Below are 22374 nucleotides of genomic sequence, written 5' to 3' on the forward strand. Positions count from 1 at the left end.
TGAAGCTTATGCTATAAACGGCGTCAGTTATAACCAGGCCCAATAATGATTATCTGAGGGGAAGATGAAGAAAATTGCTTTCGCCATCGCCACTACGGTGGCGCTGTCTGCTTGCGACGATGGCCAACAGGCTCCGAAAAATATTGATGTGGCTCAGGCTACTGCAGAAAGTCCGGCGGCAGAACAAGGCCAGCTGACAGCCAAAGATGCCCAGGCGTTCCTGGATGGCGCCCAGGCGCGCCTGGAAAAAATGGCCCAGGAGATGAGCCATGCAGCCTGGTTGGCCTCGACTTACATCAATATGGACTCCCAGTACGTTGAAGCGCTCGCCAGTGAGCGTTACACGACCCTGGCCGTGGAACTGGCCTCCGAAGCAGCTAAGTTCAATAACTTGGAACTGGATGCAGATACCCGCCGCAAGCTGACTATGTTGAAGCAGGGCTTGGTATTCCCCGCTCCGAAGGATCCGGCATTAACTTCCGAATTGGCTCAAATCGGCTCGAAGATGCAGGGTATGTATGGCGCTGGCAAATACTGCCGTGAGGAGTCGGGGGATGAGAAGTGCTATACCCTGACCGAAATGGGTCAGATGATGGCCACCAATCGCGACCCTGAACTACTCAAGGATCTTTGGGTCGGTTGGCGCAAAGTCTCTCCTCCAATGAAGCCACTTTATGAGCGCCAGGTTGAGATCGGCAACGCCGGTACCAAAGAGCTGGGCTATGACAACTTGAGTGTTTTCTGGCGCTCCAAGTACGATATGAAACCGGATGCTTTCGCAGCTGATATGGATACGCAGTGGAATAAGGTGAAGCCTTTGTATGAGGCTCTGCATTGCCATGTGCGTGCCAAGCTGAATGAGCATTATGGCGATGAGGTTGCACCTGCCCAGGGCAAAATTCCGGCACATTTGCTCGGTAACATGTGGGCTCAGGAATGGGGCAATATCTATGAATTGGTTAAAGACGAGGACATGCAAGCGCCTTATGACCTGACTCAGCTCGTTGTTGACTCTGGCATGAGCGAGAAGGATATGGTGAAGGTGGGTGAGAAGTTCTTCACCTCTCTTGGCTTTGAGCCGCTACCTGATACTTTCTGGGAGCGCTCACAGTTCACCCAGCCCCAGGATCGGGATGTGGTATGTCATGCCAGTGCCTGGAATATGGATGGTCAGGATGACATTCGTATCAAGATGTGTATCAACAAGACTGGTGAAGACCTGGTTACAATCCATCATGAATTGGGCCATAACTTCTACCAGCGCATCTATAAGGACCAGCCTTTCCTCTACAAAGAGGGTGCCAATGATGGTTTCCATGAAGCTGTTGGCGACACTATCGCGCTATCTATTACCCCGAAGTACCTTAAAGAAATCGGCTTGATGAATGAGGTGCCGGACGAGAGTAAGGATATTGGCTACCTGATGCAGCAGGCGCTGGATAAGATTGCCTTCCTGCCTTTTGGTTTGTTGGTAGATAAATGGCGTTGGCAGGTATTTAATGGCGAAGTGCAGCCTTCCGATTACAACAAGGCATGGTGGAAATTGCGTGAGGAATACCAGGGTATTGAAGCTCCAGTAGAGCGCACCGAAGCGAATTTTGACCCGGGTGCCAAGTACCACATTCCAGGTAATACGCCTTATGCCCGCTACTTCCTTGCGCGTATTCAGCAGTTCCAGTTCCATCGTGCACTCTGTGAGGCCGCTGGTGAAACCGGGCCGCTGCATCGTTGCTCTATTTACAAAAATGATGAAGCGGGCGAGAAGTTGCGCACCATGTTGGCTATGGGTGCAAGCAAGCCCTGGCCCGATGCAATGGAAGCTCTGACTGGCCAGCGCGATCTGGATGCCTCGGCAATTATCGATTACTTCCAGCCTTTGATGGCCTATCTGGAAGAGCAAAACCAGGGGCGTCAGTGCGGCTGGTAATCTGCTGGTTATCCAATAGCGTATTAGCGCACTAATTAAGAAAGGGGGGCTCCCCCCTTTCTTATTGTTCCGATGGTTTCTTCAAAGCTTTTCTGGAGTATTCTTCCAATTGCATCCTCTGTTCTTATAAAGTTGTGCTTGAATCCAATAATTTGGCATACAGCTGAGTAATCACATTCATATTGCGCAGCATTAGATCGGTAGTGCCTGTAATTACTTGAATCTGGCGCTTCTCAGATATTTTCATCTCTCCTTCGAACCCGCGACTGGCGTAATTTAGGTGATCCTGAGCTTTGCGCAGATTGTGGGTGATTTCGGGTGTGTTGAGTGGGCTTTCCAGAAGCTGGTTAAGGCGGTTGGAGTACTCGGAAAGATCCTGTTGCAGACCGCTACTGGCATTATCTTGGGAAATTTCCCAGAGTTTAGCAGCATAGTTTTTGGCTATGCGCTGGGAGAGCATGCGTTGCCGACCTGCGATGTTAATTAACTCAGCGCTATTATGCGGTGCAAGTTGCTGGAGCTTCACAACATAAGCATGGGTTTCAGACAGGAGTTCATCACTCCGTTCAAACAGCTTAGTAGCGCTTTCCTTGCTGGTGGGTTGGAGGGCGATTTTTTCAAATTTTTCCCACTCCTTTTGCACTTTTATTAATTGGGTTTCGATTTTTTCCGCGCCCTGAAAGTTACTTAGTTTTTCGTGGTTTCGCTTGAACTCCTGGAGGGACCTTGAAAAGACTTTTTTGTGGCGCTCCGCACTGGGCTGTATTCCGCGGAGGATATACGTCTGGGTGATACGCTGAGACAGCATCCGCTGTCGGCCAGCTATATTGATGGCATCTCCCATGGTGAAGGCCGAGATATCGAAGCTTAAGAATAACAAGAAAAATACTGCTATTAACTTCATGATTTTACTCTTGTTGCTTGGTTGTTTTCGGTTTTGATTTTTGTTTGATCGGGCTGGTGCCGGGGTATAGATCCGGTACTGCTGCCAGTGGTGCTCGGTTCGCCTAAACTTCTAGTGCCCTCAGTAGGTTGTTCATTGCAATCGGGTTCAAGGTGGAATTTCAGTTGTTACTATTTTGCTTGCTCCCTGTTCCAGGTCATGGTCACAACAAAGAAAGAGGGGTGGTTCTAGTGGCCGCTTTTTGTTGAGAGTCATTGGTAGAATTTAATCGACAAGCAAAATTGTTGGCGTTGGATTTTTGGGTTAGACAGAGATTTGAATTTAATTAACTTGAGGGGTGTTTATAGCAAATTTGCCTGGATGGTTATCTACCCCCTTTTTTTAAGGTCGGGGCTGTGGTGGTATAGGCAAGGCTTTGGGGGCTTGAAGCGGGTGTCTTTTGTTGGTCTGTAAACAAAAAAGGCCCTACCGGAGGTAGAGCCTTTTTTTCGTGGGGACTTGCTAATCAGAAGCGGTAGTTAATAGCTGCACTGAACAGCCAGGCCTCTGTTTTGGTCGTGCCGCCATCGTAGTAGGTCGGAACGGGGATTGGTGTATATTCCTGAATTCTCTCGTCGTCACCCCAGATGTAAGCTATGCCGGCATCTACGCTCAGCTTTTCATTATATTGATAGGTTCCACCAAGCGTGAGCCACTGACGATCGGTGTCTGGAATGGATAATGTGCGCCAGGTGATGGGGAGGTCCAGGCCAGTAGTGGCAAGAATTTCTTCTTGCTCGTGACGATTGAAACCATCGCGCGCTGCACCTTGGTCATAGGCATAGCCGAAGCGCACGGTAATATCATCATTGTAGAAATACTCGCCAGCGAGGCTGAAGCGTGAACCGCTTTTAAAGTTTTCTTCTTTGATGAGTAGAGGATTGAACCCCTCACCAGCGCTTGGGATAAAGGCTTCGAGACGCTCAAACTCTTCCCAGTTGGTCCACATATAGCCAACTGCAACTGCCCATTGGTTGTCGAAGCGGTGGTAGAAACCCAGCTCCAAAGTATCCGGCAGGTCTAACGTGAGGTTGCCGCTGGTATCATCAAATGGCGCGGCAGGGGGGGGAGGTATTAAGTCGGAACTCACATCCCCTTTGAGTTTGGGATCGTACTTGGCATGGTAAGAAATGCCGGCGCGGGTATTATCACTGATGCGCCACAATGCACCTAAGGTCCAGCTAACATCCCAGCCATCGCCCTCAATCTTAAGAACGGAAGCGCCAGAGAGGCCTCTGCCTAAGACCGCAGGATTACTGAAGATTGGGTCAAGAACAAAGTCTGTCGGTATATTGGTCTTCAGGGTTGCATCGGCGTACAGGAAATTGATAGAAGCGCCAATGCTAAAGGTGTTATTAATATCGTAAGCAATAGAGGGCTGGATATTGACTGTCAGCAGCTCAGTTTGGTTTGCAATGGCAGCCGCTGGAAAGCTATCGGGGAAGTCAGTCTCAAGGCCAAAATCTGTATACATGGCCAGGCCCCAAGACCACTCATCGTTGATCGGTGCGGCTAAATAACCGTTGGGAATCCATGCGCTGGTAGCGTAATCGTCGGCATCAGCCCGAACAGTGGTGCGGGTGCCCGGGATTGGCCCGAAATAAGTAACATCGCCAGATACGTCGATATTGGGGTCTACGTAAGTAAGGCCACCTGAAATAGTGTAGGTGTCAAACAGCGCAGAGCCCGCGGGGTTGCGTGCGAGGATAGAGGCATTGTCACCGATGGTGTTTTCGGCGGCGAAGGCGCGGCCTAGGCCAGATGCGCTGGTTTCCTGCAGGTAGAAACCTGCTGCCATTGCGCCTTGGGAAACGGAGCCGATTGCTGCGGCCAGAACTGCGTGTCGCAGGTATTTCTTATTCATGAGAGCCCATCTCTAAGTCTGCTGATTACTGAAAACCATATGCAGCATTTGAATAAATGCCGTTACATGGAAGGAAGGCCGTTAGACTTATATAGATACCTTCCGATTTCATAGCAAATCCCTTACTGGAAAAGTTAGGCAATAGAAAACTGCCTGAGCAAGGGAAAGGAGTCACTTTATAATGAGAAAGGAGGCAAAAATCCATCAAATGAATAGATTTTTTTTTGCCTCGCGGGGAACTGGTTTTTTATTGGCCTGAGCTGACGTTTTTTCCATTAATGGATAGATTTGTCATGGTGATTTGGTATTTTTTACCATTTTCCTCTCTTTGAACAAGCTTCACTAACGCATAGTTCCACTGGGGGGCAATCCAGACTGTCGTCTCTCTTGCAGAGTCGGCATCCCGAACCCTGCGCACTTTAATTGTCTCAATTTCCCCCATCGGGGTATCCAGGGTTTCGGTGCCTTCTCGGGCAAAAGTGTATTTGCGAATCTTCTTGCCATCGGCAATTTCGTACTGGAGGTCTTCTTTGCCTGCGGCGACATCCATTGTCAGTTGCAACTGGTAGCTGACCTTATCGAGAATATGTGGAGATACATCTTTCAAATCCCTTTCGGGATTGGAAACATTGAGTACCATGCCCTTGTCTGGCTCAAAATTGAGCACAGTGCCGCGATTACGGCCCAGTCCTTTGCGGCGATATTCGTAATGGTAGGGAGTTATGTGGCCGTTCTCACTGGTAAAGCGGGAGTACTCTTTGATGCTGGCAAATAGGGTGTTGGTGCTGAAATCCAGTCGCCAATTGCCCTGCTGGCCTGTGAGCTCGCGGGTGGCGGTGACGCTGATACCATTGAAGCGCGCAGTATAGGTCGCTTTAAAGGGTTCTAATTGGTTGGCCAGGGTTTGGCTGGTGAGTAGAAAAAGAAATAGAGCGGAAACTAAAAAACGCACGGCTGAGCCCCACTAATACTGAATCTCCTTGAATATTAGCCGGCGGGACTGGCAAAGTACATTGAAGGACTTTTACCCCGCCAGCTAATAACAGGTCTCAGCTGTTTAGTTTGGCTCCGCTACGGGGTAGGAGTTCGCCATCCAACTGGGAGCGATCACCGTGCATATGCAACCTTTTCTCTGCGAACCAGGTAACTGCCATTGGGTATATTGCATGTTCCTGCACTTGAACCCGCTTGGCCAATGACTCTGTTGTATCCCCATCTTTTATAGGGACTACAGCCTGGATGATGGCTGGGCCCCCATCCAGTTCTTCGGTAACAAAGTGCACGGTAGCGCCGTGTTCGCAATCACCGGCATCCAGGGCGCGCTGGTGGGTGTGTAAGCCCTGGTACTTTGGCAGCAGGGAAGGATGAATATTGAGTAGGCGCCCGCTGTAGTGCTGTACAAACTCCGGTGTCAGGATGCGCATGAAACCGGCCAGGACTACCAGATCTGGTTGTTGGCTGTCGATCTCGGAAATCAGAGCACGGTCAAAATCCTCTCGGCTGGAGAACTCCCGATGATCAATCACTGAGCATGAGACGCCAGCTTCGGCGGCTCGAGTCAGGCCGTAGGCCCCAGATTTATTACTGATAACTGAGCAGATAGAAAAGGGCGCGTCAGTTTTTGCCGAGGCATCCAATAGCGCTTGCAGGTTACTGCCACTGCCGGAGATCAAAACGGTAACTTTGCATACACCCTGAGTCATTATAAGCCTGCCAGTTCAACAGCTTCCGAGCCCTCAACGGCATTTTCAATGCTGCCCACTACAAAGGCTTCCTCACCCAGTTGTTTGAGGGTTTCCAGAGCTTTATCAGCTTGATTAGCAGGTACACAAATTACCATGCCGACACCGCAGTTGAATGTGCGGTACATTTCGCGTGGGTCGATATTGCCTGCGCCCTGCAGCCAGCGAAATACCGCCGGCATTTCCCAGCTGCTAACGTCAACGCGCGCAAGGCACCCTTCAGGAAGAACACGGGGCAGGTTTTCCAGCAGGCCGCCGCCGGTGATATGGCTGAGGGCATTAACCTGGACACTCTTCATCAGCTGTAGCAGGTTCTTGACATAGATACGAGTGGGCGCCATTAAGGCTTTGGCCAGGGTTTCTCCGCCAACAGCCTCTTCCAGGTCGGCACTGCTGACTTCCAGTACTTTTCGGATCAGTGAGTAGCCATTGGAGTGAGGGCCACTGGAAGAGAGACCGATCAAAATATCGCCGCTTTTGACTTTGCTGCCGTCGATGATTTCTGATTTTTCCACCACTCCCGTACAGAATCCGGCTAAGTCGTAGTCGTCGCCCTCATACATGCCTGGCATCTCGGCGGTCTCGCCACCTACCAGTGCACAGCCGGCCAGCTCACAACCTTTACCAATTCCAGAGACTACCTCAGTGGCGATATCTACATTGAGTTTGCCGGTAGCGTAGTAATCGAGGAAGAACAGGGGCTCAGCGCCTGCGACGACAAGGTCGTTGACGCACATGGCAACCAGGTCAATGCCGATGCTGTCGTGGATACCCAAGTCCATTGCCAAGCGTAGTTTGGTTCCCACACCATCGGTGCCAGAAACTAATACGGGCTCTTTATAGCCAGAGGGCAATTGGCAAAGGGCGCCAAAACCGCCCAGGCCGCCCATTACTTCTGGCCGGGAGGTGCGTTTGGCTACATGTTTGATGCGCTCTACCAGGGCGTTACCCGCGTCGATATCGACTCCGGCATCTTTATAGGAGAGGGATGATTGAGTGGATTGCGGCTTGGAATCGCTCATGATTCTTCCTGCGGTGGGTATTCGAAGGGCGCGTATTCTAGCCGGGTCTTGCCTCAGTAGCCACGCCCTGGCGGCATCTCATTAGGCGATTATGGAATTTATCTCCATGTTGGCCTGTTGAAATACACGAATAGTGAGAACTCGGGGCTGAGAGAAGTCGCCGACGCTGATACAATAGCCCCAATTTTTATCCTAACCGTGGATTTTGGCGTCTTGCGCATCAATAACAATTTCGTGCAAGCTCACGGGGTGGAATGAGGTTTGGAGAGAAATCCTATGCACAAGCTGCTCCGGCAGGGATTGGTGTTGCAGTTACTGGCACTGCTTTTCGGTGCGCTAAGCCTGCCAGTCCAGGCTCGAGTTATCTCGGATCTATACGAAGTGGTTGAAGCCGTGCCCAGTCGTGGCGCTACAGACCGTGCGGCTGCGGGTAGCCGGGGACTCGAGCGGGTATTTGTGCGGGTTACAGGGGATGCCGCTATTGGCAGTAACCCCAATCTGCAATCGCTCCTGCCAAAGGCTCAACAGTTAGTACAGGGCTATCGCTACACTAGCGAGAACAATCAGCTTTATCTTCATCTCTCTTTTGACCCCCAGGCTGTCTCCAGGCAAGTTCACCAGCTGGGTTTACCTATGTGGCCAAATAACCGCCCAGGCACTTTGGTCTGGCTGGCCGTAGATACACTGCAAGATGGCCGCAGTGTCCTGCGTGAAGAAGATGCTCCAGAATTATTCTCTGTGCTTGACGCTATGGCCATAGAGCGGGGCGTTCCACTGGATTTCCCGGTGATGGATCTCAACGATCAGCGCAATATGCCTTTAGGGTCCCTCTGGGCTCAAGACGAGGCAGCTGCCGAACGTGCGGGTTTTCGCTACCGACCCGATGCTACTCTGATGGGGCGCCTATTGCAGGCTTCCGGCCGCCGCTGGCAGGCAGATTGGCTGCTGTTACACGGTGGGCGCAGCTATGCGTTCGACAGTAATGGTGGTTCTTTGGAAGAGGTGGCCTTACGAGGGGTTAACCAGATGGCTAACTTGTTAGCCCAGCGCTATGCGGTGCGCCCAGAAGGACAGGATGCTGAATCTGGAGCTGTGATTGTTGAACTGTCTGGTGTTGGTAGTTTTGCCGACTATACCGAAGCTTTGGCTTACCTGCAGGGGTTGGCTCAGGTGAGCAGTGCTCAGCTGCTCTCAGTAGAGAGCGATCGAGCGCGCTTGGCCTTGGTCACCTCTGTGGGGATGCGCAATTTACGTGATGCCCTGGCACTAAACCATAAATTGAGGGCACAGGGCCACGGGGACCCCATCGACCTGAGTGGAAACCGTGCCCCACTGGGCAGTGCTGACAATCCGTTGCGTTATCGCTGGGACTGAGATGAGTATTCCGCAGCAGTTGCCACTGGGCGTCTCCCTCCGGGACGATGCCACTTTCGATAACTTCTATCTGTCTGAGATGGACCCCAACCGTCAGGTTGTAGCCATGCTTCAGTCGTTTGCAAGTGGGCAGAACCCCGAGTCGGCAGTGTATATCTGGGGGGAGGCCGGTAGTGGTGTCAGCCATTTGTTACAGTCGGCCTGCCAAAGTGCCGAGGCCAATGGTCGTACGTTCCAATACCTGCCTATGGCTGAGCTGATGGCGATGGACCCTCTGGTGCTTTTGGATGGCCTTGAGCAGCTGGATTTGGTTTGTATTGATGACCTGCACCTTTTGGAGGGGCAGCCACAGTGGCAGACGGCGATGTTCCACCTATACAATCGGGTTAGGGATAGTGGCAGGCAGCTGTTGCTTGGGGCGCGTAAGTCCCCCCGGGGGATGGACATTGCCCTCGCGGACTTGCAGTCACGTCTTCAGTGGGCTCTGGTATTCCAGCTACAACCCATGAACGATAAGGATAAGGTAGCTGCACTGCGCAGGCGCAGCCGCTTGCGTGGTTTTGATTTGCCTGAGGATGTGGCCCAATACATATTACACCGCGCCCCTAGGGATACCCGGGCCTTATTTCTGTGCTTGGAGCAGTTGGATAGAGCTTCCCTGATGGCACAGCGCAAAATCACCATCCCCTTTGTGAAGCAAGTGCTGGATATCTAATTGGTTAGAGGATTGACCGGCGCCACACTGCGCCGGTAGTTTATCTACAAAAATATTCTACTCCCGGATCTTTTCTCAGATCCATCAGATGCCCTTATTGGTCCTTTTTCTTTGATTTTCCCTCGCCCCACAATATCAAGTGGTGACGGCCTTGGGGCTCGTGCGTAAATTGCTGTCCCTGCTTACTTCCGAGGCTCACAGCCAGAGGAGATTGATATGCCAAATGTTCATAGAATCCTCTATGTGAGTCACGCTGCGGAAGATGAAAGTAGCGGCTTATTGCAGGCATTTGCAGTTGCTCGCAATAACCATGCGGATATTAAGGTTTTGTTAGTGTGCCCTGCAGTACCTGAAGGTTTTGAGGATTTTGGTGAGTTGTGTGAAAAGGCCATGCTGGAGCGGGTAAGGGGGGAGATTGCTTCAGCCCAGGAGAGGATGAACCTGCCCAAGGATCAGATAAAACTGGAAATAGAATCTGACTGCGGTCCACGCCCCGCCGAACGGGTGATTCGTCGGGTTCTTACCGGGGGCTATGACTTGGTCATTAAGAATGTAGAAGGGCGCACCCAGCGTAAGGGTTTTAAAGCTATTGATATGGAATTATTACGTAAATGCCCTTGTCCGGTTTGGTTATGTCGGCCGATAGAGCGTACTCACACTGATATTCGGGTTGCAGTGGCAATAGACCCAGAGACCGATGCGGCTAGTACTTATGATCTGGCAATTCGCCTGTTGCGCTGGGCTAGGGTATTGGCGGATAGCTGCAGTGGCACCCTACATGTAATTTCCTGCTGGGACTATGACGTGGATGAGTATCTGCGCCGCCATTTTCCGCTCAGTGCTTCTGAAGAGGAATTGGATCAGGCTACCGAGGCCGCACGATCCCAACATCGCTCGAAGCTGGATGTGCTGATCCGTGCATCGGGCATTGGTGGAGACATACAGGTCCATCACGTGATTGCCCATCCTGATAACTATATCCCGCTGCTAATCGATGAGGAAAAGCTTGATTTGTTGGTGATGGGAACGGTGGGGCGCGCGGGAATACCTGGATTTATTATGGGTAATACCGCAGAGAATATCTTACAAAAAGTTAGCTGCTCTCTCCTAGCGTTAAAGCCCAGTGATTTTGAATCCCCTATTAAAATTTAATTTTTGGATTCTTGGTTAAGGTGCAATTGATATATTAATTTCTTTTGTTTCAAGTTATTAGATTTTTTTCAGGGTCTTTTTTTCATCTTTCTTATATGTTGGGTGGCTTGGGGTTTTAGTTTCTTTTGATTGTTTTTCTGAGTGAAAAATTCAAGAAGGTTATTGTCTAGAGACAGTATGGCCTGGTATTTCTGAATATTGCTTTTATTTAGCTGTTTAACTCTTATTGATGTTATCAATATTTACATATTGATTGCCAAATTACTTGTTCCTTGGTGCCAGTTGGGTTTTATTTAAGTCGGGGCGTTTCAAGTGGCTACTTACCTAAATTGATTTTCAGTTGGTGTTTTGTCGCTCAATTCTACTTATTCGTCGCACTAAAAAGCCAGAGCGGTTGTGCCAGACCTCATTATAGAGTGAGAATGGAGTCACAAGTTAGGAGGAGAAGATAATGATAAAAAGGATATCCAAATGGTTAGGCGGGATACTATTACTCGGGGTAGTAGCAGTATCGGTCTTTGCTGTCAATGCGATCTATTTTAAACCCTGGTCTATCAATGTGTATTTCGAGCGTGCTTTTATTAAGCTCGGCAGCACCAGTCCAGAGATTCTCTCCCAACTGCGGGTGTTGGAGCAATTTGGTATCGATGGGCACAATGCTCACCTGGATGATGTTTCTGAAGAAGAACAGCAACGCCAGATGCAAATGATTAAAGATGAGCTGGCAGTGCTGCAGGGGTATAACCGCGAGGAGCTAAACGGGCAGAAGGCAATTTCATACGATGTGTTTGCTCACTTTCTTGGCAATATGGTGGAGGGAGAGCGGTGGAAACATCATAATTATCCGCTTAACCAGATGTTTGGGGTACAAAATAGCTTGCCCGAATTTCTTGCCGAAGTACACCAGATCAATAATGTCAAAGAGGCAGAGTATTATCTCTCCCGGCTAAGCGAGGTTGATAGAAAGTTCTCCCAGGTGCTTGACGGGTTAAGAATCCGTGAACAGAAAAAAATTCTACCACCTCGCTTTGTTATCGATAGTGTATTGGAGGAGATGCAGGGTTTTATTGCTGTTCCTGCTCATGAAAATATCCTCTTTACCTCTTTGCAAGAGCGCTTAGGGAAAATTGAAGGATTACCGGAGCAGGAGCGCACACGTATTCTGGGTAGGGGTGAGGCTTTGATTGATGCGGAAGTTTATCCTGCATATAAAAGCCTGATCGCTTATTACCGTGAGTTGCAACCACAGGTCTATGAAAATAATGGGGTTTGGGCATTACCGGATGGTGATGAATTTTACGCTTACCAAGTGCGCAGTCATACATCCACTGATTTGAAACCGGAGGATTTGCATCGTATTGGTCTTGAGGAGGTTGCTCGTATTGAAGGGGAGATGAGCCGAATTTTCGCCTCGGTAGGCCAGGATAGCGGCAGTATCAGTGAGCGTTTCGCGGGGATTAATAATGACCCCCAGTTCCTCTATGAGGATTCTGATCAGGGGCGTGAGCAGATCATAGCCGATTATCAAGCGATGATTGATGAGGTAAATACGGGCTTGGGAGATTACTTTGATATAAAGCCGGCGATGGGTGTTGAAGTTCGTCGTGTGCCTGAATTTAAGGAGCAGGGGGCTCCCGGCGCCTATTATAATCCCCCGGCTATGGATGGTTCTCGCCCCGGTGTATTTTATGCAAACTTGCGAGATGTTCATGAAACCAAGAAGTTTGGCATGCGCACTTTGGCCTATCATGAAGCTGTTCCCGGCCATCATTTCCAATTGGCGATAGCCCAGGAATTACAGGGCGTTCCCACTTTCCGAAAAATGGGTTTATTTACTGCCTATGCCGAAGGCTGGGCCCTCTATGCTGAGCAGGTAGCGAAGGAGGCTGGTTTCCAGGAAAACCCCTATGATGACCTGGGTCGACTGCAGGCGGAAATGTTTCGTGCTGTGCGATTGGTTGTGGATACCGGCATGCATCACAAACGCTGGAGTCGTGAGGAAGCTATCGAGTATATGGTGGAAAAAACTGGTATGACAGAAACTGAAGTTACCACTGAAATTGAACGTTATCTTGTGATGCCGGGCCAAGCCCTGGCTTATAAAGCAGGGATGTTGAAAATCCTGGAGCTGCGTGAAAGGGCCCGTGAAAAATTGGGTGGCGACTTTGATATTCGACAGTTCCACAACGTGGTCTTAACTAATGGAGCCTTGCCATTGGCAGTGCTTGAGCAGCAGGTGGACAGCTGGATCACAATGAAAAAGGGGTAATGCTTTTTCGTACCCATAAAATAAAAAGGCCGCTCAATGAGCGGCCTTTTTATTGGGGTTACTTTTGTTATATGAAGCTAGCTATTCGCTTTCACTTGTGCGACCCATTCATTCACGAGCTCTTCCAGTACATCAAGTGGCACTGCACCATTGGCTAGAATAGTGTCGTGGAAGCCGCGAACATCAAACTTGTCACCAAGCTCTGCCTTGGATTTCTCGCGCAGCTCGACAATCTTGAGCATGCCAATTTTATAAGCGGTCGCCTGGCCGGGCATGACGATATAGCGTTCGATAGCCTTAACTACATCGCCTTTTGGGTTGGGGGTATTTTCCACCAAGTAGTCGATGGCTTGTTCGCGAGTCCATTTCTTGGCGTGGAGGCCAGTATCCACAACCAGACGGCCTGCGCGCCACAACTCCATAGCTAGGCGACCAAAGTCAGAGTAGGGGTCTTCATAGAAACCCAGTTCCTTGGGAACCAGCTCTGAGTAGAGCCCCCAGCCCTCGGTATAGGCCGTGTAGCCACCGTATTTGCGGAATTTTGGAATATCCTGAAGCTCCTGGGCGATAGAGAGCTGCATATGATGGCCGGGGATACCCTCATGGTAAGCCAGTGCTTCCATTTGATAGGTGGGCATATCTGACATGTTGTAGAGGTTGGCGTAGTAAATGCCGGGACGGGACCCATCTGGAGCAGGGCGCTGATAGAAGGCTTTGCCGGCAGATTTTTCACGGAATGGCTCAACAGCTCTTACATCAAGTTCAGCTTTGGGCTTGGTAATAAACAGCTCATCCAAACGCCCCTTCATGGTGTCGATAATAGCGGTGGCTTTCTCCAGGTATTCCGCCTTACCTTCCTCTGTAGTGGGGTAGTAGAACTGCTTGTCGGTTCGCATGAATTCGAAGAATTCCTGCAAGTTACCCTCGAACTTTACTTTGCGCATGATCTCACGCATTTCGTCGTGGATACGTGCAACTTCTTTGAGACCTGTCTGATGGATTTCATCAGCAGTCATGTCGGTAGTGGTGTATACACCCAGGCGGAATTTGTAGAAATCCTCACCATCAGCCAGTTTCCAGGCGCCGTCGTCGGTGGTGGCTTTTTTCTCAAGCTCCTGCAAATAGCCGATCAGTTTTTCATAGGCGGGGCCCGTGCTCTCTTTCAGCGCGGTACTGGCTTTGTCGATGAGTGCTTGTTTCTGCTCTTTGCCAATATCCAGTTTTTCTACTTTGCCTTTAAAGTCAGCAAACAGAGGGCTGTCTTTATCACCGTTAAAAGGTGCACCATTGATCAGGTTTTGCGAATCACTGATCACGTAGGGGAATACGAATTTTGGTACAATAGTGCCGGCTTCAGCATTGGCTTTCAGTTTCTCTTCCAACTGGGAGAAGTACTTGGGCATTGCATTCAGGCGCGCGATATAAGCCTCAGCATCACTTACATCGTCAATGCGATGCTGGCTAATAAGTAGGGAGGCCGCACTGGTGTGTGTGGCGTACATCTGGTTGACGGGATAGCTGTGGTTGCGCCACTTATAGCCCTCGATATCCTGTTCCAGGTTACGCTTGGCCAAGCGCAAGCTCAGTCGGGTGGCTTCGTCCAGGTTACTGGGGTCAATTTTGTTTAGTTCAGCCAGCTGACGCTTGTCAATTTCCAGGGTTTCTTTGGCGAATTCCGGGGAGAGGTCGTCCCACTTATCGTAGTCCTCTTTTTTGCCCAGGAATGTTTTGAATTCTGGGCTGCGGGAAAGATGCTCCTGGAAGAAGTCCTCGAACATCTGGTTAACCTGTTTGATGGCTTCCTGGCTTACCTCGGTAGTGGTGTCTTGTGAGGCTTTGCTTTCTGCTGCAGGAGCGGTCATATTCTGCTCCGCTGTGTTCGGTTTGCCGCGGTCACAGCCGCTGATAACAAGAGCACTTATGGCAGCTGCGATCAGGGTCGGTTTCAACTTCATGAGCATATTCCCAGTGTTCGGAGGTTCGTTGCTACTTTGTGCCACTCAAGTGGCATTCTCTAGGTTTTCGTTGCTATGGAATTTGCAGTTCCAAAGCGCACAGTAGAAGGTATTGTGCGCACTTGTGGTGCTTTTGGCCAGAGGCAGTTTCCCTCCACTTCGGTGTCACAGTTGCGCCCTGACCAAAAATAAAAAAGCGGGCACAGGGCCCGCTTTTTAGGTGAACTCGCGATTAAGCGAAATTCTGGTTTACAAATTCCCAGTTCACCAGATTCCAGAAGGCTTCCATGTACTTCGGACGCAGGTTGCGGTAGTCGATGTAGTAAGCGTGTTCCCACACATCGCAGGTCATCAGGGGAGTTACACCCTCTTCGGTCAGTGGAGTAGCTGCATTGGAGGTGTTCACGATTGCAACTGAGCCATCAGCCTTTTTCACCAGCCAAGTCCAGCCGGAGCCAAAATTGTTAACGGCACTGGTGGTAAACTCTTCTTTGAATTTTTCAAAGCTGCCGAAAGCGGCAGTGATAGCTTCAGCGATTGCGCCAGTGGCTTCGCCGCCGCCGTTGGGGCTCAGGCAGTTCCAGTAGAAAGTGTGGTTCCACACCTGGGCCGCGTTATTGAATACACCACCAGAGGAGGACTTGATGACTTCTTCCAGGGATTTGTCAGCATCAGCGGTGCCTTCCAGCAGGCCGTTCAGTTTATCTACGTAAGTTTTGTGGTGTTTGCCGTAGTGGTACTCCAAAGTCTCTTCGGAGATATGTGGGGCCAGGGCATTCATCGCGTAGGGGAGTTCGGGCAATTCGAAAGCCATGGTGTCTTCCTTCCTTTGTTTTCGGGTTATTGGTGAGAGCATTCTACACGCGCCGTATGCCAGAATTAAGCCGGCGCGATTGAATAGGGGAATTTGGGACGATTTCCTCGAACTCAAGGGGGGGGGTATATTGATGACAGTGTGCGACTGTCGTCTATTCTTACCAGTGGCCGCTTACTTTTTCGTCAATTTTTGGTATAACTGCCGCAGAATTCGACGAATCTGTCTCGGCTTTGATTGCCACATAGTATTCGATTTACCGGTACCTGGCTGGGCTGTTTTGAACCAGCCGGTACCGAATTCAGCAGATTTAGCTACCGGGTGTATTAATACATGCAACGCAGAGAGCCCACACTGGACGGCAGCGCCGCTATTGAACCAGCACTGGACCCACGGTCACAAAGAGAGAGTGAGGCGGCGACTGAACCGCAGGTTATTGTTGAAGAGCGCCGCGGAGGTTTTTCCTTCCTCGGTATGTGTGCACTTGTCCTCGCTATGGGCGGGCTTGCCGCTTCAGGTTTTCTCTACCAGCAGTGGCAAGAGAGCCGTACTCAATTGGTTAATGCCGAAAACCGTATTGCCGATGCGGAGAGCCGGATTGCCGAGCTGGAGAAGCGTTTTAATCTCTCTGACGAGGAATCCACGGCATCTGTTGAGGTGCTAAATGCTAAAGCCAAAGAGAACTCCTCTGAGATTCGTAAACTCTGGGGTGTTGCTTACGATACTAACCGCAAGAGTATCACTGCGAATAAAGCAGCTGTTGCAGCCAATAAGAAGCAGGTTGCTGCACTCAATACCAAGCTGGGCAGCCTCGATGCCAGTGTGAAGAAGATTGCCGCTGTTGAAACTGCATTGTCGGAGCTGCGCAAGAGTAACACCGACAGCAAGCGCGAGATGACGGATAAAATTTCGCGTTTGGAACGACAACTAGCTTCTGTGCGCAGTGACCTGACTATGCGTGTTGGCGCTAATGAGGAAGCTGTGGAGTCTATCGACGCTTATCGACGCTCTGTTAATAAAGATCTGGTGCAATTGCGCGATGCAATTCGCTCCCTGCAGGCCAGCGAGCCAACTGCCTCATCTATGTAGGCATTGCGAGAAATAAAAAAGGGCGAACCCTATGTTCGCCCTTTTTTATTGCCCTGATAAATCAACAAGTCCCTTGCCAAATCAATAACCGGTCTATAACCCTACATTTCGTGTAGAATCGCCGGCCTTGAGACGTTAATCGGAGTTGGGTATGACCACTATCCGCCAGGATGATCTGATCGATAGCGTGGCTGACGCGCTGCAATTTATTTCTTACTACCACCCACAGGACTTCATTCGGGCCCTGAATAAGGCTTATGAGAAAGAGGTCAACCCGGCGGCCAAGGACGCCATGGCACAGATACTGATCAACTCACGTATGTGCGCCGAAGGCCATCGTCCCATTTGCCAGGACACGGGTATTGTGACCGTGAAGCTGAAAGTGGGCATGAATGTGCGCTGGGACGCTGAAATGGGTGTCACCGATATGGTGAACGAAGGTGTGCGTCGTGCCTATAAGAATGCCAGCAATGTGCTGCGAGCCTCTATTCTTGATGACCCTGATGGCGCGCGTAAAAACACTGGTGACAATACTCCAGCGGTCATCCACTACGAGATTGTACCCGGTGATACTGTCGAAGTTTACGTAGCGGCCAAGGGGGGGGGCAGTGAAGCCAAGACCAAGTTTGCCATGCTGAATCCGTCTGACTCCGTAGTGGACTGGGTTTTGAAGATGGTGCCGCAGATGGGCGCTGGTTGGTGCCCGCCGGGCATGCTGGGTATCGGCATCGGTGGTACTGCTGAGAAAGCCATGTTACTGGCTAAGGAGTCACTCCTAGATCCTATCGATATTCAGGAGCTGCAAGAGCGCGGCGCCTCCAGCCGTGCTGAAGAGCTTCGTTTGGAGTTATATGATTCCACAAACAAACTGGGTATTGGTGCTCAGGGGCTTGGCGGACTGACCACTGTCCTGGATGTAAAGATTAAGGATTATCCTACTCACGCAGCTAACAAGGCAGTGGCGATTATTCCCAATTGTGCCGCTACTCGTCATACGCACTTCACTCTGGATGGCTCTGGCCCCGCGTGCCAGACTCCGCCGAAGCTGGAAGACTGGCCGGAAATTACTCGTGAAGCTGGCAGCAACACTCGCCGTGTCAACCTGGATACCGTCACTGCAGAGGATGTGCAGAGCTGGCAGCCCGGTGAAACCTTGCTACTGAATGGCAAGATGCTTACTGGTCGCGACGCCGCTCACAAAAAAATGGTGGATATCCTAGCGAAAGGGGAGAAGCTGCCAGTGGACCTGACTGGCCGCTTTATCTATTACGTAGGGCCGGTAGATCCTGTGCGGGATGAAGTGGTTGGCCCCGCAGGCCCAACTACCGCGACTCGTATGGATAAGTTTACGCGCACTATGCTCGAAGAGACTGGCCTGCAAGGGATGATCGGTAAGGCAGAGCGTGGCCCAGTGGCAATTGAAGCGATTCGTGACAATAAAGCGGTATACCTGATGGCTGTGGGCGGCGCAGCGTACCTGGTAGCTCAGGCGATTAAAGCCTCCAAGGTAATTGCTTTTCCGGAGCTGGGTATGGAAGCCATCTACGAGTTTGAGGTGGAGGACATGCCAGTAACCGTAGCTGTCGATAGCCTGGGTGAGTCTGTGCATACCACTGGACCGTTGATCTGGAAGGCAAAAATTGAGGAGGGTATCGCCTAGGGGCTGCCCCAATTTAAACAAGCCGGGTCCGCGAAGTTCCCGGCTTTTTTTGTCTTCAAGCTTTTAGGGATTAAGTTTGGCGGGACTAGGTTGTCTTCTCAGCTAGTCACTGTAAACAGGCATAGTAAAAGCCTAACCTAATGCCTCAATTAGATTCATCCTGGTGCAGCACACTCCAAAAGCCTCTACATACCCAGCTCTGGGTAAAGCTGCAAAATGGTTTCTCTTAACCAGCGATGGGCGGGGTTATTGGTTTGTGACTTATGCCAAATCAGCTGCAGGCTGACCTTGGGGAAGTCCATAGGCAGCTCAATTGTACGAACAGGTAGTGCTCGGTAATGAGAGAACTTCATCATCCTTGCGGGTACAACGGCAATTAAATCGGTGGTGGCGACTATATGAGGAAAGGAGGATAGGTGTGGGACACGCAGACAAATATTGCGCTGCAATTTATTCGGTCTGGCCAGCCTCTCCATCGGTGAGCCTACGGGGCTTCCCCTCAGCAATGATATTTGTGGTATTGATTGAAAATCCGCTTCAGAGATGGATTTTCCTACCTTCTCATTATGCTCTCCTGCGATCACCACCAATTCCTCTTCGGCAATAATCAGGCTGCTGTAATTGGGAGATTCTAATGGTAAATAATCGATAATTAAGTCGACTTCACCATTGCTTACCATTCTGGAAGTCATCTCTGATTCGTCAGGCAATATTGTGAGCCTTATCCCAGGTGCATACTCTCGTAGCCAGGCACTGAGTCCTGGAATCATAAGGGTTTCCACCACATCGGGTAGAACAATCGAGAAATCCCTTTCTGCCTCATGATGTTCAAAGTCGAGTTGCTGAAAGCTGGATCTCACTGCTCCAAGAGCGGTGTGAATGGAAGGGTGTAGTGACAGGGCACGCTCGGTAGGGCGTAGCCCTTTTGCGGTGCGGATAAAAAGGGCATCGTTATAGGTGGATCTCAAGCGCTTTAAAGCGGCACTTACTGCAGGTTGGCTCATGTGTAGCTTTACTGCAGCCCTAGTCAGGTTACGTTCGACCATCAGGGCATCAAATACAGGCAGTAAATTCAAGTCCATTGATCTGAGATGACTCGACATTATCAATCTCACAAATAATGCTGTTAATTATTATTTATTAGAATTCAATCATCCGCCTGATTATATTTCTGGTCAATCAAATTCTTAAATTTGCTAATGCAATTGATGAGGGGCACCCTTTACATCACTTCTAGAGAGATGTGATCAAACAGCCTGATTCTGATTGTTTATATAGCTTTACGGAATACCAACTCTAATAAAAAGGAGCAGATATGTCGATCAATCACGATGCGGCTACTTTCAGAGCCGGGTACCGGGCACGAGTGAAGAGCCGTTACAGCGGGTGGTTTCATCTATCGGGTATTCTGGCTATTGGCGTCGGAGTTTGTATTTACTGCATATTTCAGTTGGATATGTTAAAACCTTGGGAGTTATTAGTGATCCCCGTAGGGGTTGTTCTATATAACTTTTCTGAATACGCAAGTCATCGTTGGGCTGGTCATAAAAAAATTAGAATTGCAGGAGTTTTTTATCGCAGACATACTGGGGATCATCACAGTTTTTTCTCTCCGCCCCTGTTTTCAATTGATACTACCAGAGACTGGAGGATAGTACTTTTCCCTACTTACTTAACGGCAACTCTTGCTTTAGTGATAGCCCCGAGTTTAGGGTATTTTTTTTCTATTTTCTTGTCGATGAATGCTGCTTACCTCTTGATTGTGACTATTGTAGTAAATCATTTGGGTTATGAATTGTTGCACTTGGGATACCACCAGCCTCTGGATCATTGGTTTCATCGAGTTCCCGTTCTGCGTGAGTTGGCTCAACTACATCGTATACATCATCAACGTAACTTGATGAATCAATGTAACTTTAATTTGACTATCCCCCTGTTTGATTTTTTGCTGGGTACTTTTCATTGGGAATCTATTGGGTATTGTCAGAAGAGCGAGAGTTAGAGCTCTAGAACGTATTTGGTTCAAATAGATCCCGTCTCCTCCAGCTGGGTCAACATTAGCTCTCGAATTATCGGTACAGGTGCATTACCAAAGCTGAGAAATTCTTCGTGAAATTCTTTTAAATTAAATTTTTTCCCGAGTTTCTGCTTTATTTCATCACGCAGAGAAAGTATGTCAGTGTAACCCGCGAAGTAACTGGTTAACTGTACTTGGCTCAAGGTGGCTCGCCGCCATTTGCCCTCAGCTTCAGCCTGCTGTTGGAATGCGCCCTGAATCATCAGCTTAAGTGCATCGGCTTCATTAAGGCCTTTTACTTGAACTTCATAATCCAGGATTGTATTGGTGATAGTGCGCAGGTTCCACTTGTAATACATAAGCCACAATTCTGGAGAAAAGTTACCATATCCAGCTTCTAACATCATACGCTCAGCATAGACAGCCCACCCCTCGATCATGGCTCCATTACCTAGAATACTTTTTATAAGGCTGGGGGATTGGTTGGCATAAACCAACTGAGTATAGTGTCCCGGGATGGCCTCGTGGATATTGAGGATCTGCAGGGTGTAGTTATTGTATTCTCGTAGCAGGCTGTCAGCTTGATTGTCGCTGAGCTGTGCCATAGGCATTACATTGTAATAGGTAATGGCATTCTTATTGTAAGGTCCAGGAGCATTGATGGAGGCAACAGCAAAACCTTGAAGGTAAGGTGGAGTGGTGCGTACAATCAGAGGTTTGTTTTTATCCAGTGTTAGCAAGTTATTCTTAGTTACAAAAGTGGCTAATTCTGGAATTTGTTGTTCAACCTTCCCCTTAAAAGTATATTTTGTGGCATGGTGTTCGGATAGTTTATCTAGTACCTTTTGGATCTTGAGTTGCTTATCTGAAGGTGGGGCTTTTTTAGGATAATATCTGGGCCAGAGTTTTTCTGATAGCTCTAGCATTTTATCTCGAACTAATATCTTTTCTTCCATTGCAAGCTCGTAAAGTTCGGCTGCACTTATACCAATCTGGATATCAAAATTGAATTTTTCCTCGTAGAGTTTTTCGCCAATACGAAAATCGCGGAATTTTCCAGTTTTTTCCAGTTTTTTTTGTAGTTTCTTCAGGAATGTAATATAGCCTTGGATAGCCTCGCGAGTTACTTCCAGGCGCTGTTGGAAAACTGCTTTTTCATCGTCGAACAATTGGCTGTTTACTGCTTTCTTTTCTGTCTCTTCACCGAACACTTCCATGGCCCCTTCATTTTGCTGGATAGCCAGTGCCAGTTGAGGGGCGGCGGGCCTGCGGATGTTATGCATAGCAGCTTGATAATATTCCGGTACCTTGCGCATACGAGTACTAAAAGTTCGTAAGCGTTGCTCTAAAGGTGCATACTCCGTATTCAATATAAGGGCAAAAGGATGAGAAACATTGTAATTAGAGGGGTCCCATTCAAAAGATTTGAAGGTGGTATATTCCCACTGTAAACGCAGAAGGAAGTTTAAGATCAATGCCAAGTCAGTACGTGCGTTGATGCTCAGCTGATCTATGTTCAGTGCATTAAACTTTTCTTCATAAGTCTCTGCAAAATCCAGCAAGTATTTCCGGTAGGCCTTATTGGGTACCTGTATCTGGGTGGCGACATCATAGTAGCCCTCACGAACAGCCCAGGACGGAAAAAGACGCCAGAGCCCATTAACGAACTGTTCACTCAATTGCTGGAAAGTCAGCTCTGTCTCAGCACGCATTTCTGCGATAGTTTCGGACTCCGGGGGGGTAATACGGTTCTTATCCAGACTCTGTGGACCGCAGGCACTAGTTGAGAGGAATGACAGTAATATCAACATACACAAAAGGGCTTTCATAA

17 protein-coding genes are annotated in these 22374 nt (G+C 49.4%); 8 read left to right on the forward strand and 9 right to left on the reverse strand.

Features of this window, described 5'->3' with window-relative positions:
- Positions 1 to 64: 64 nt before the first annotated feature.
- Positions 65 to 1927, forward strand: coding sequence for a M2 family metallopeptidase (locus tag G367_RS0103245; RefSeq protein ID WP_020411661.1), 1863 nt, complete (start codon positions 65 to 67; stop codon positions 1925 to 1927).
- Positions 1928 to 2051: 124 nt separating this feature from the next.
- On the opposite strand, the gene G367_RS0103250 is transcribed toward G367_RS0103245, so the two are convergent.
- The 5 genes from G367_RS0103250 to purM all read right to left on the reverse strand — a co-directional run bounded on the left by G367_RS0103250 (position 2052) and on the right by purM (position 7498).
- A complete protein-coding gene (locus tag G367_RS0103250; protein ID WP_020411662.1) occupies positions 2052 to 2831 on the reverse strand; it encodes a type IV pili methyl-accepting chemotaxis transducer N-terminal domain-containing protein in 780 nt (259 codons plus the stop codon).
- A gap of 505 nt (positions 2832 to 3336) precedes the next feature.
- Positions 3337 to 4734: an outer membrane protein transport protein gene (locus G367_RS0103255; RefSeq protein ID WP_020411663.1), complete on the reverse strand. Its 1398-nt coding sequence runs from the start codon at positions 4732 to 4734 to the stop codon at positions 3337 to 3339.
- Between the two features lie 247 nt (positions 4735 to 4981).
- A complete protein-coding gene (locus G367_RS0103260; protein WP_020411664.1) occupies positions 4982 to 5686 on the reverse strand; it encodes a DUF3108 domain-containing protein in 705 nt (234 codons plus the stop codon).
- 97 nt (positions 5687 to 5783) lie between these two features.
- Positions 5784 to 6437: a phosphoribosylglycinamide formyltransferase gene (purN, locus tag G367_RS0103265; protein ID WP_020411665.1), complete on the reverse strand. Its 654-nt coding sequence runs from the start codon at positions 6435 to 6437 to the stop codon at positions 5784 to 5786.
- Positions 6437 to 7498 carry a phosphoribosylformylglycinamidine cyclo-ligase gene (gene purM / locus G367_RS0103270; RefSeq protein WP_020411666.1) on the reverse strand — a complete coding sequence of 354 codons (1062 nt, stop codon included), beginning with the start codon at positions 7496 to 7498 and terminating at the stop codon, positions 6437 to 6439. Before purM ends, purN begins: the two co-directional genes overlap by 1 nt.
- Positions 7499 to 7774: 276 nt before the next feature.
- On the opposite strand from purM, the gene G367_RS0103275 reads away from it, so the two are divergent.
- The 4 genes from G367_RS0103275 to G367_RS0103290 all read left to right on the forward strand — a co-directional run bounded on the left by G367_RS0103275 (position 7775) and on the right by G367_RS0103290 (position 13008).
- A complete protein-coding gene (locus G367_RS0103275; protein ID WP_020411667.1) occupies positions 7775 to 8872 on the forward strand; it encodes a DUF2066 domain-containing protein in 1098 nt (365 codons plus the stop codon).
- A gap of 1 nt (position 8873) precedes the next feature.
- A complete protein-coding gene (gene hda, locus G367_RS0103280; RefSeq protein WP_020411668.1) occupies positions 8874 to 9587 on the forward strand; it encodes a DnaA regulatory inactivator Hda in 714 nt (237 codons plus the stop codon).
- Between the two features lie 216 nt (positions 9588 to 9803).
- Positions 9804 to 10739, forward strand: a complete 936-nt coding sequence (locus G367_RS0103285; protein ID WP_020411669.1) for a universal stress protein — start codon at positions 9804 to 9806, stop codon at positions 10737 to 10739.
- Positions 10740 to 11190: 451 nt separating this feature from the next.
- Complete coding sequence (locus G367_RS0103290) at positions 11191 to 13008, forward strand: DUF885 domain-containing protein (protein WP_020411670.1); 1818 nt, start codon at positions 11191 to 11193, stop codon at positions 13006 to 13008.
- Between the two features lie 77 nt (positions 13009 to 13085).
- Here G367_RS0103290 and G367_RS0103295 read toward each other — a convergent pair whose 3' ends face one another.
- Together G367_RS0103295 and G367_RS0103305 are read right to left on the reverse strand one after the other, a co-directional pair.
- Positions 13086 to 14963 carry a DUF885 domain-containing protein gene (locus G367_RS0103295; protein WP_020411671.1) on the reverse strand — a complete coding sequence of 626 codons (1878 nt, stop codon included), beginning with the start codon at positions 14961 to 14963 and terminating at the stop codon, positions 13086 to 13088.
- Positions 14964 to 15195: 232 nt separating this feature from the next.
- Positions 15196 to 15777 carry a superoxide dismutase gene (locus G367_RS0103305; RefSeq protein ID WP_020411673.1) on the reverse strand — a complete coding sequence of 194 codons (582 nt, stop codon included), beginning with the start codon at positions 15775 to 15777 and terminating at the stop codon, positions 15196 to 15198.
- Between the two features lie 333 nt (positions 15778 to 16110).
- On the opposite strand from G367_RS0103305, the gene G367_RS0103310 reads away from it, so the two are divergent.
- On the forward strand, positions 16111 to 16866 hold the full coding sequence (locus G367_RS0103310) for a hypothetical protein (protein WP_020411674.1): 756 nt from the start codon (positions 16111 to 16113) through the stop codon (positions 16864 to 16866).
- Positions 16867 to 17017: 151 nt separating this feature from the next.
- Positions 17018 to 18526: a fumarate hydratase gene (locus G367_RS0103315; RefSeq protein WP_020411675.1), complete on the forward strand. Its 1509-nt coding sequence runs from the start codon at positions 17018 to 17020 to the stop codon at positions 18524 to 18526.
- Positions 18527 to 18711: 185 nt separating this feature from the next.
- On the opposite strand, the gene G367_RS0103320 is transcribed toward G367_RS0103315, so the two are convergent.
- Complete coding sequence (locus tag G367_RS0103320) at positions 18712 to 19629, reverse strand: LysR substrate-binding domain-containing protein (protein WP_026304906.1); 918 nt, start codon at positions 19627 to 19629, stop codon at positions 18712 to 18714.
- Positions 19630 to 19841: 212 nt separating this feature from the next.
- On the opposite strand from G367_RS0103320, the gene G367_RS22970 reads away from it, so the two are divergent.
- Positions 19842 to 20528 carry a sterol desaturase family protein gene (locus G367_RS22970; RefSeq protein ID WP_020411677.1) on the forward strand — a complete coding sequence of 229 codons (687 nt, stop codon included), beginning with the start codon at positions 19842 to 19844 and terminating at the stop codon, positions 20526 to 20528.
- Between the two features lie 20 nt (positions 20529 to 20548).
- Here the strand turns inward: G367_RS22970 and G367_RS0103330 are convergent, their stop codons facing one another.
- Positions 20549 to 22372 (reverse strand): DUF885 domain-containing protein, encoded by a 1824-nt coding sequence (locus G367_RS0103330; RefSeq protein ID WP_020411678.1) that lies wholly within the window; start codon positions 22370 to 22372, stop codon positions 20549 to 20551.
- Between the last annotated feature and the right edge of the window lie 2 nt (positions 22373 to 22374).

The sequence above is a fragment of the Microbulbifer variabilis ATCC 700307 genome, assembly GCF_000380565.1.
Taxonomy (GTDB): domain Bacteria; phylum Pseudomonadota; class Gammaproteobacteria; order Pseudomonadales; family Cellvibrionaceae; genus Microbulbifer; species Microbulbifer variabilis.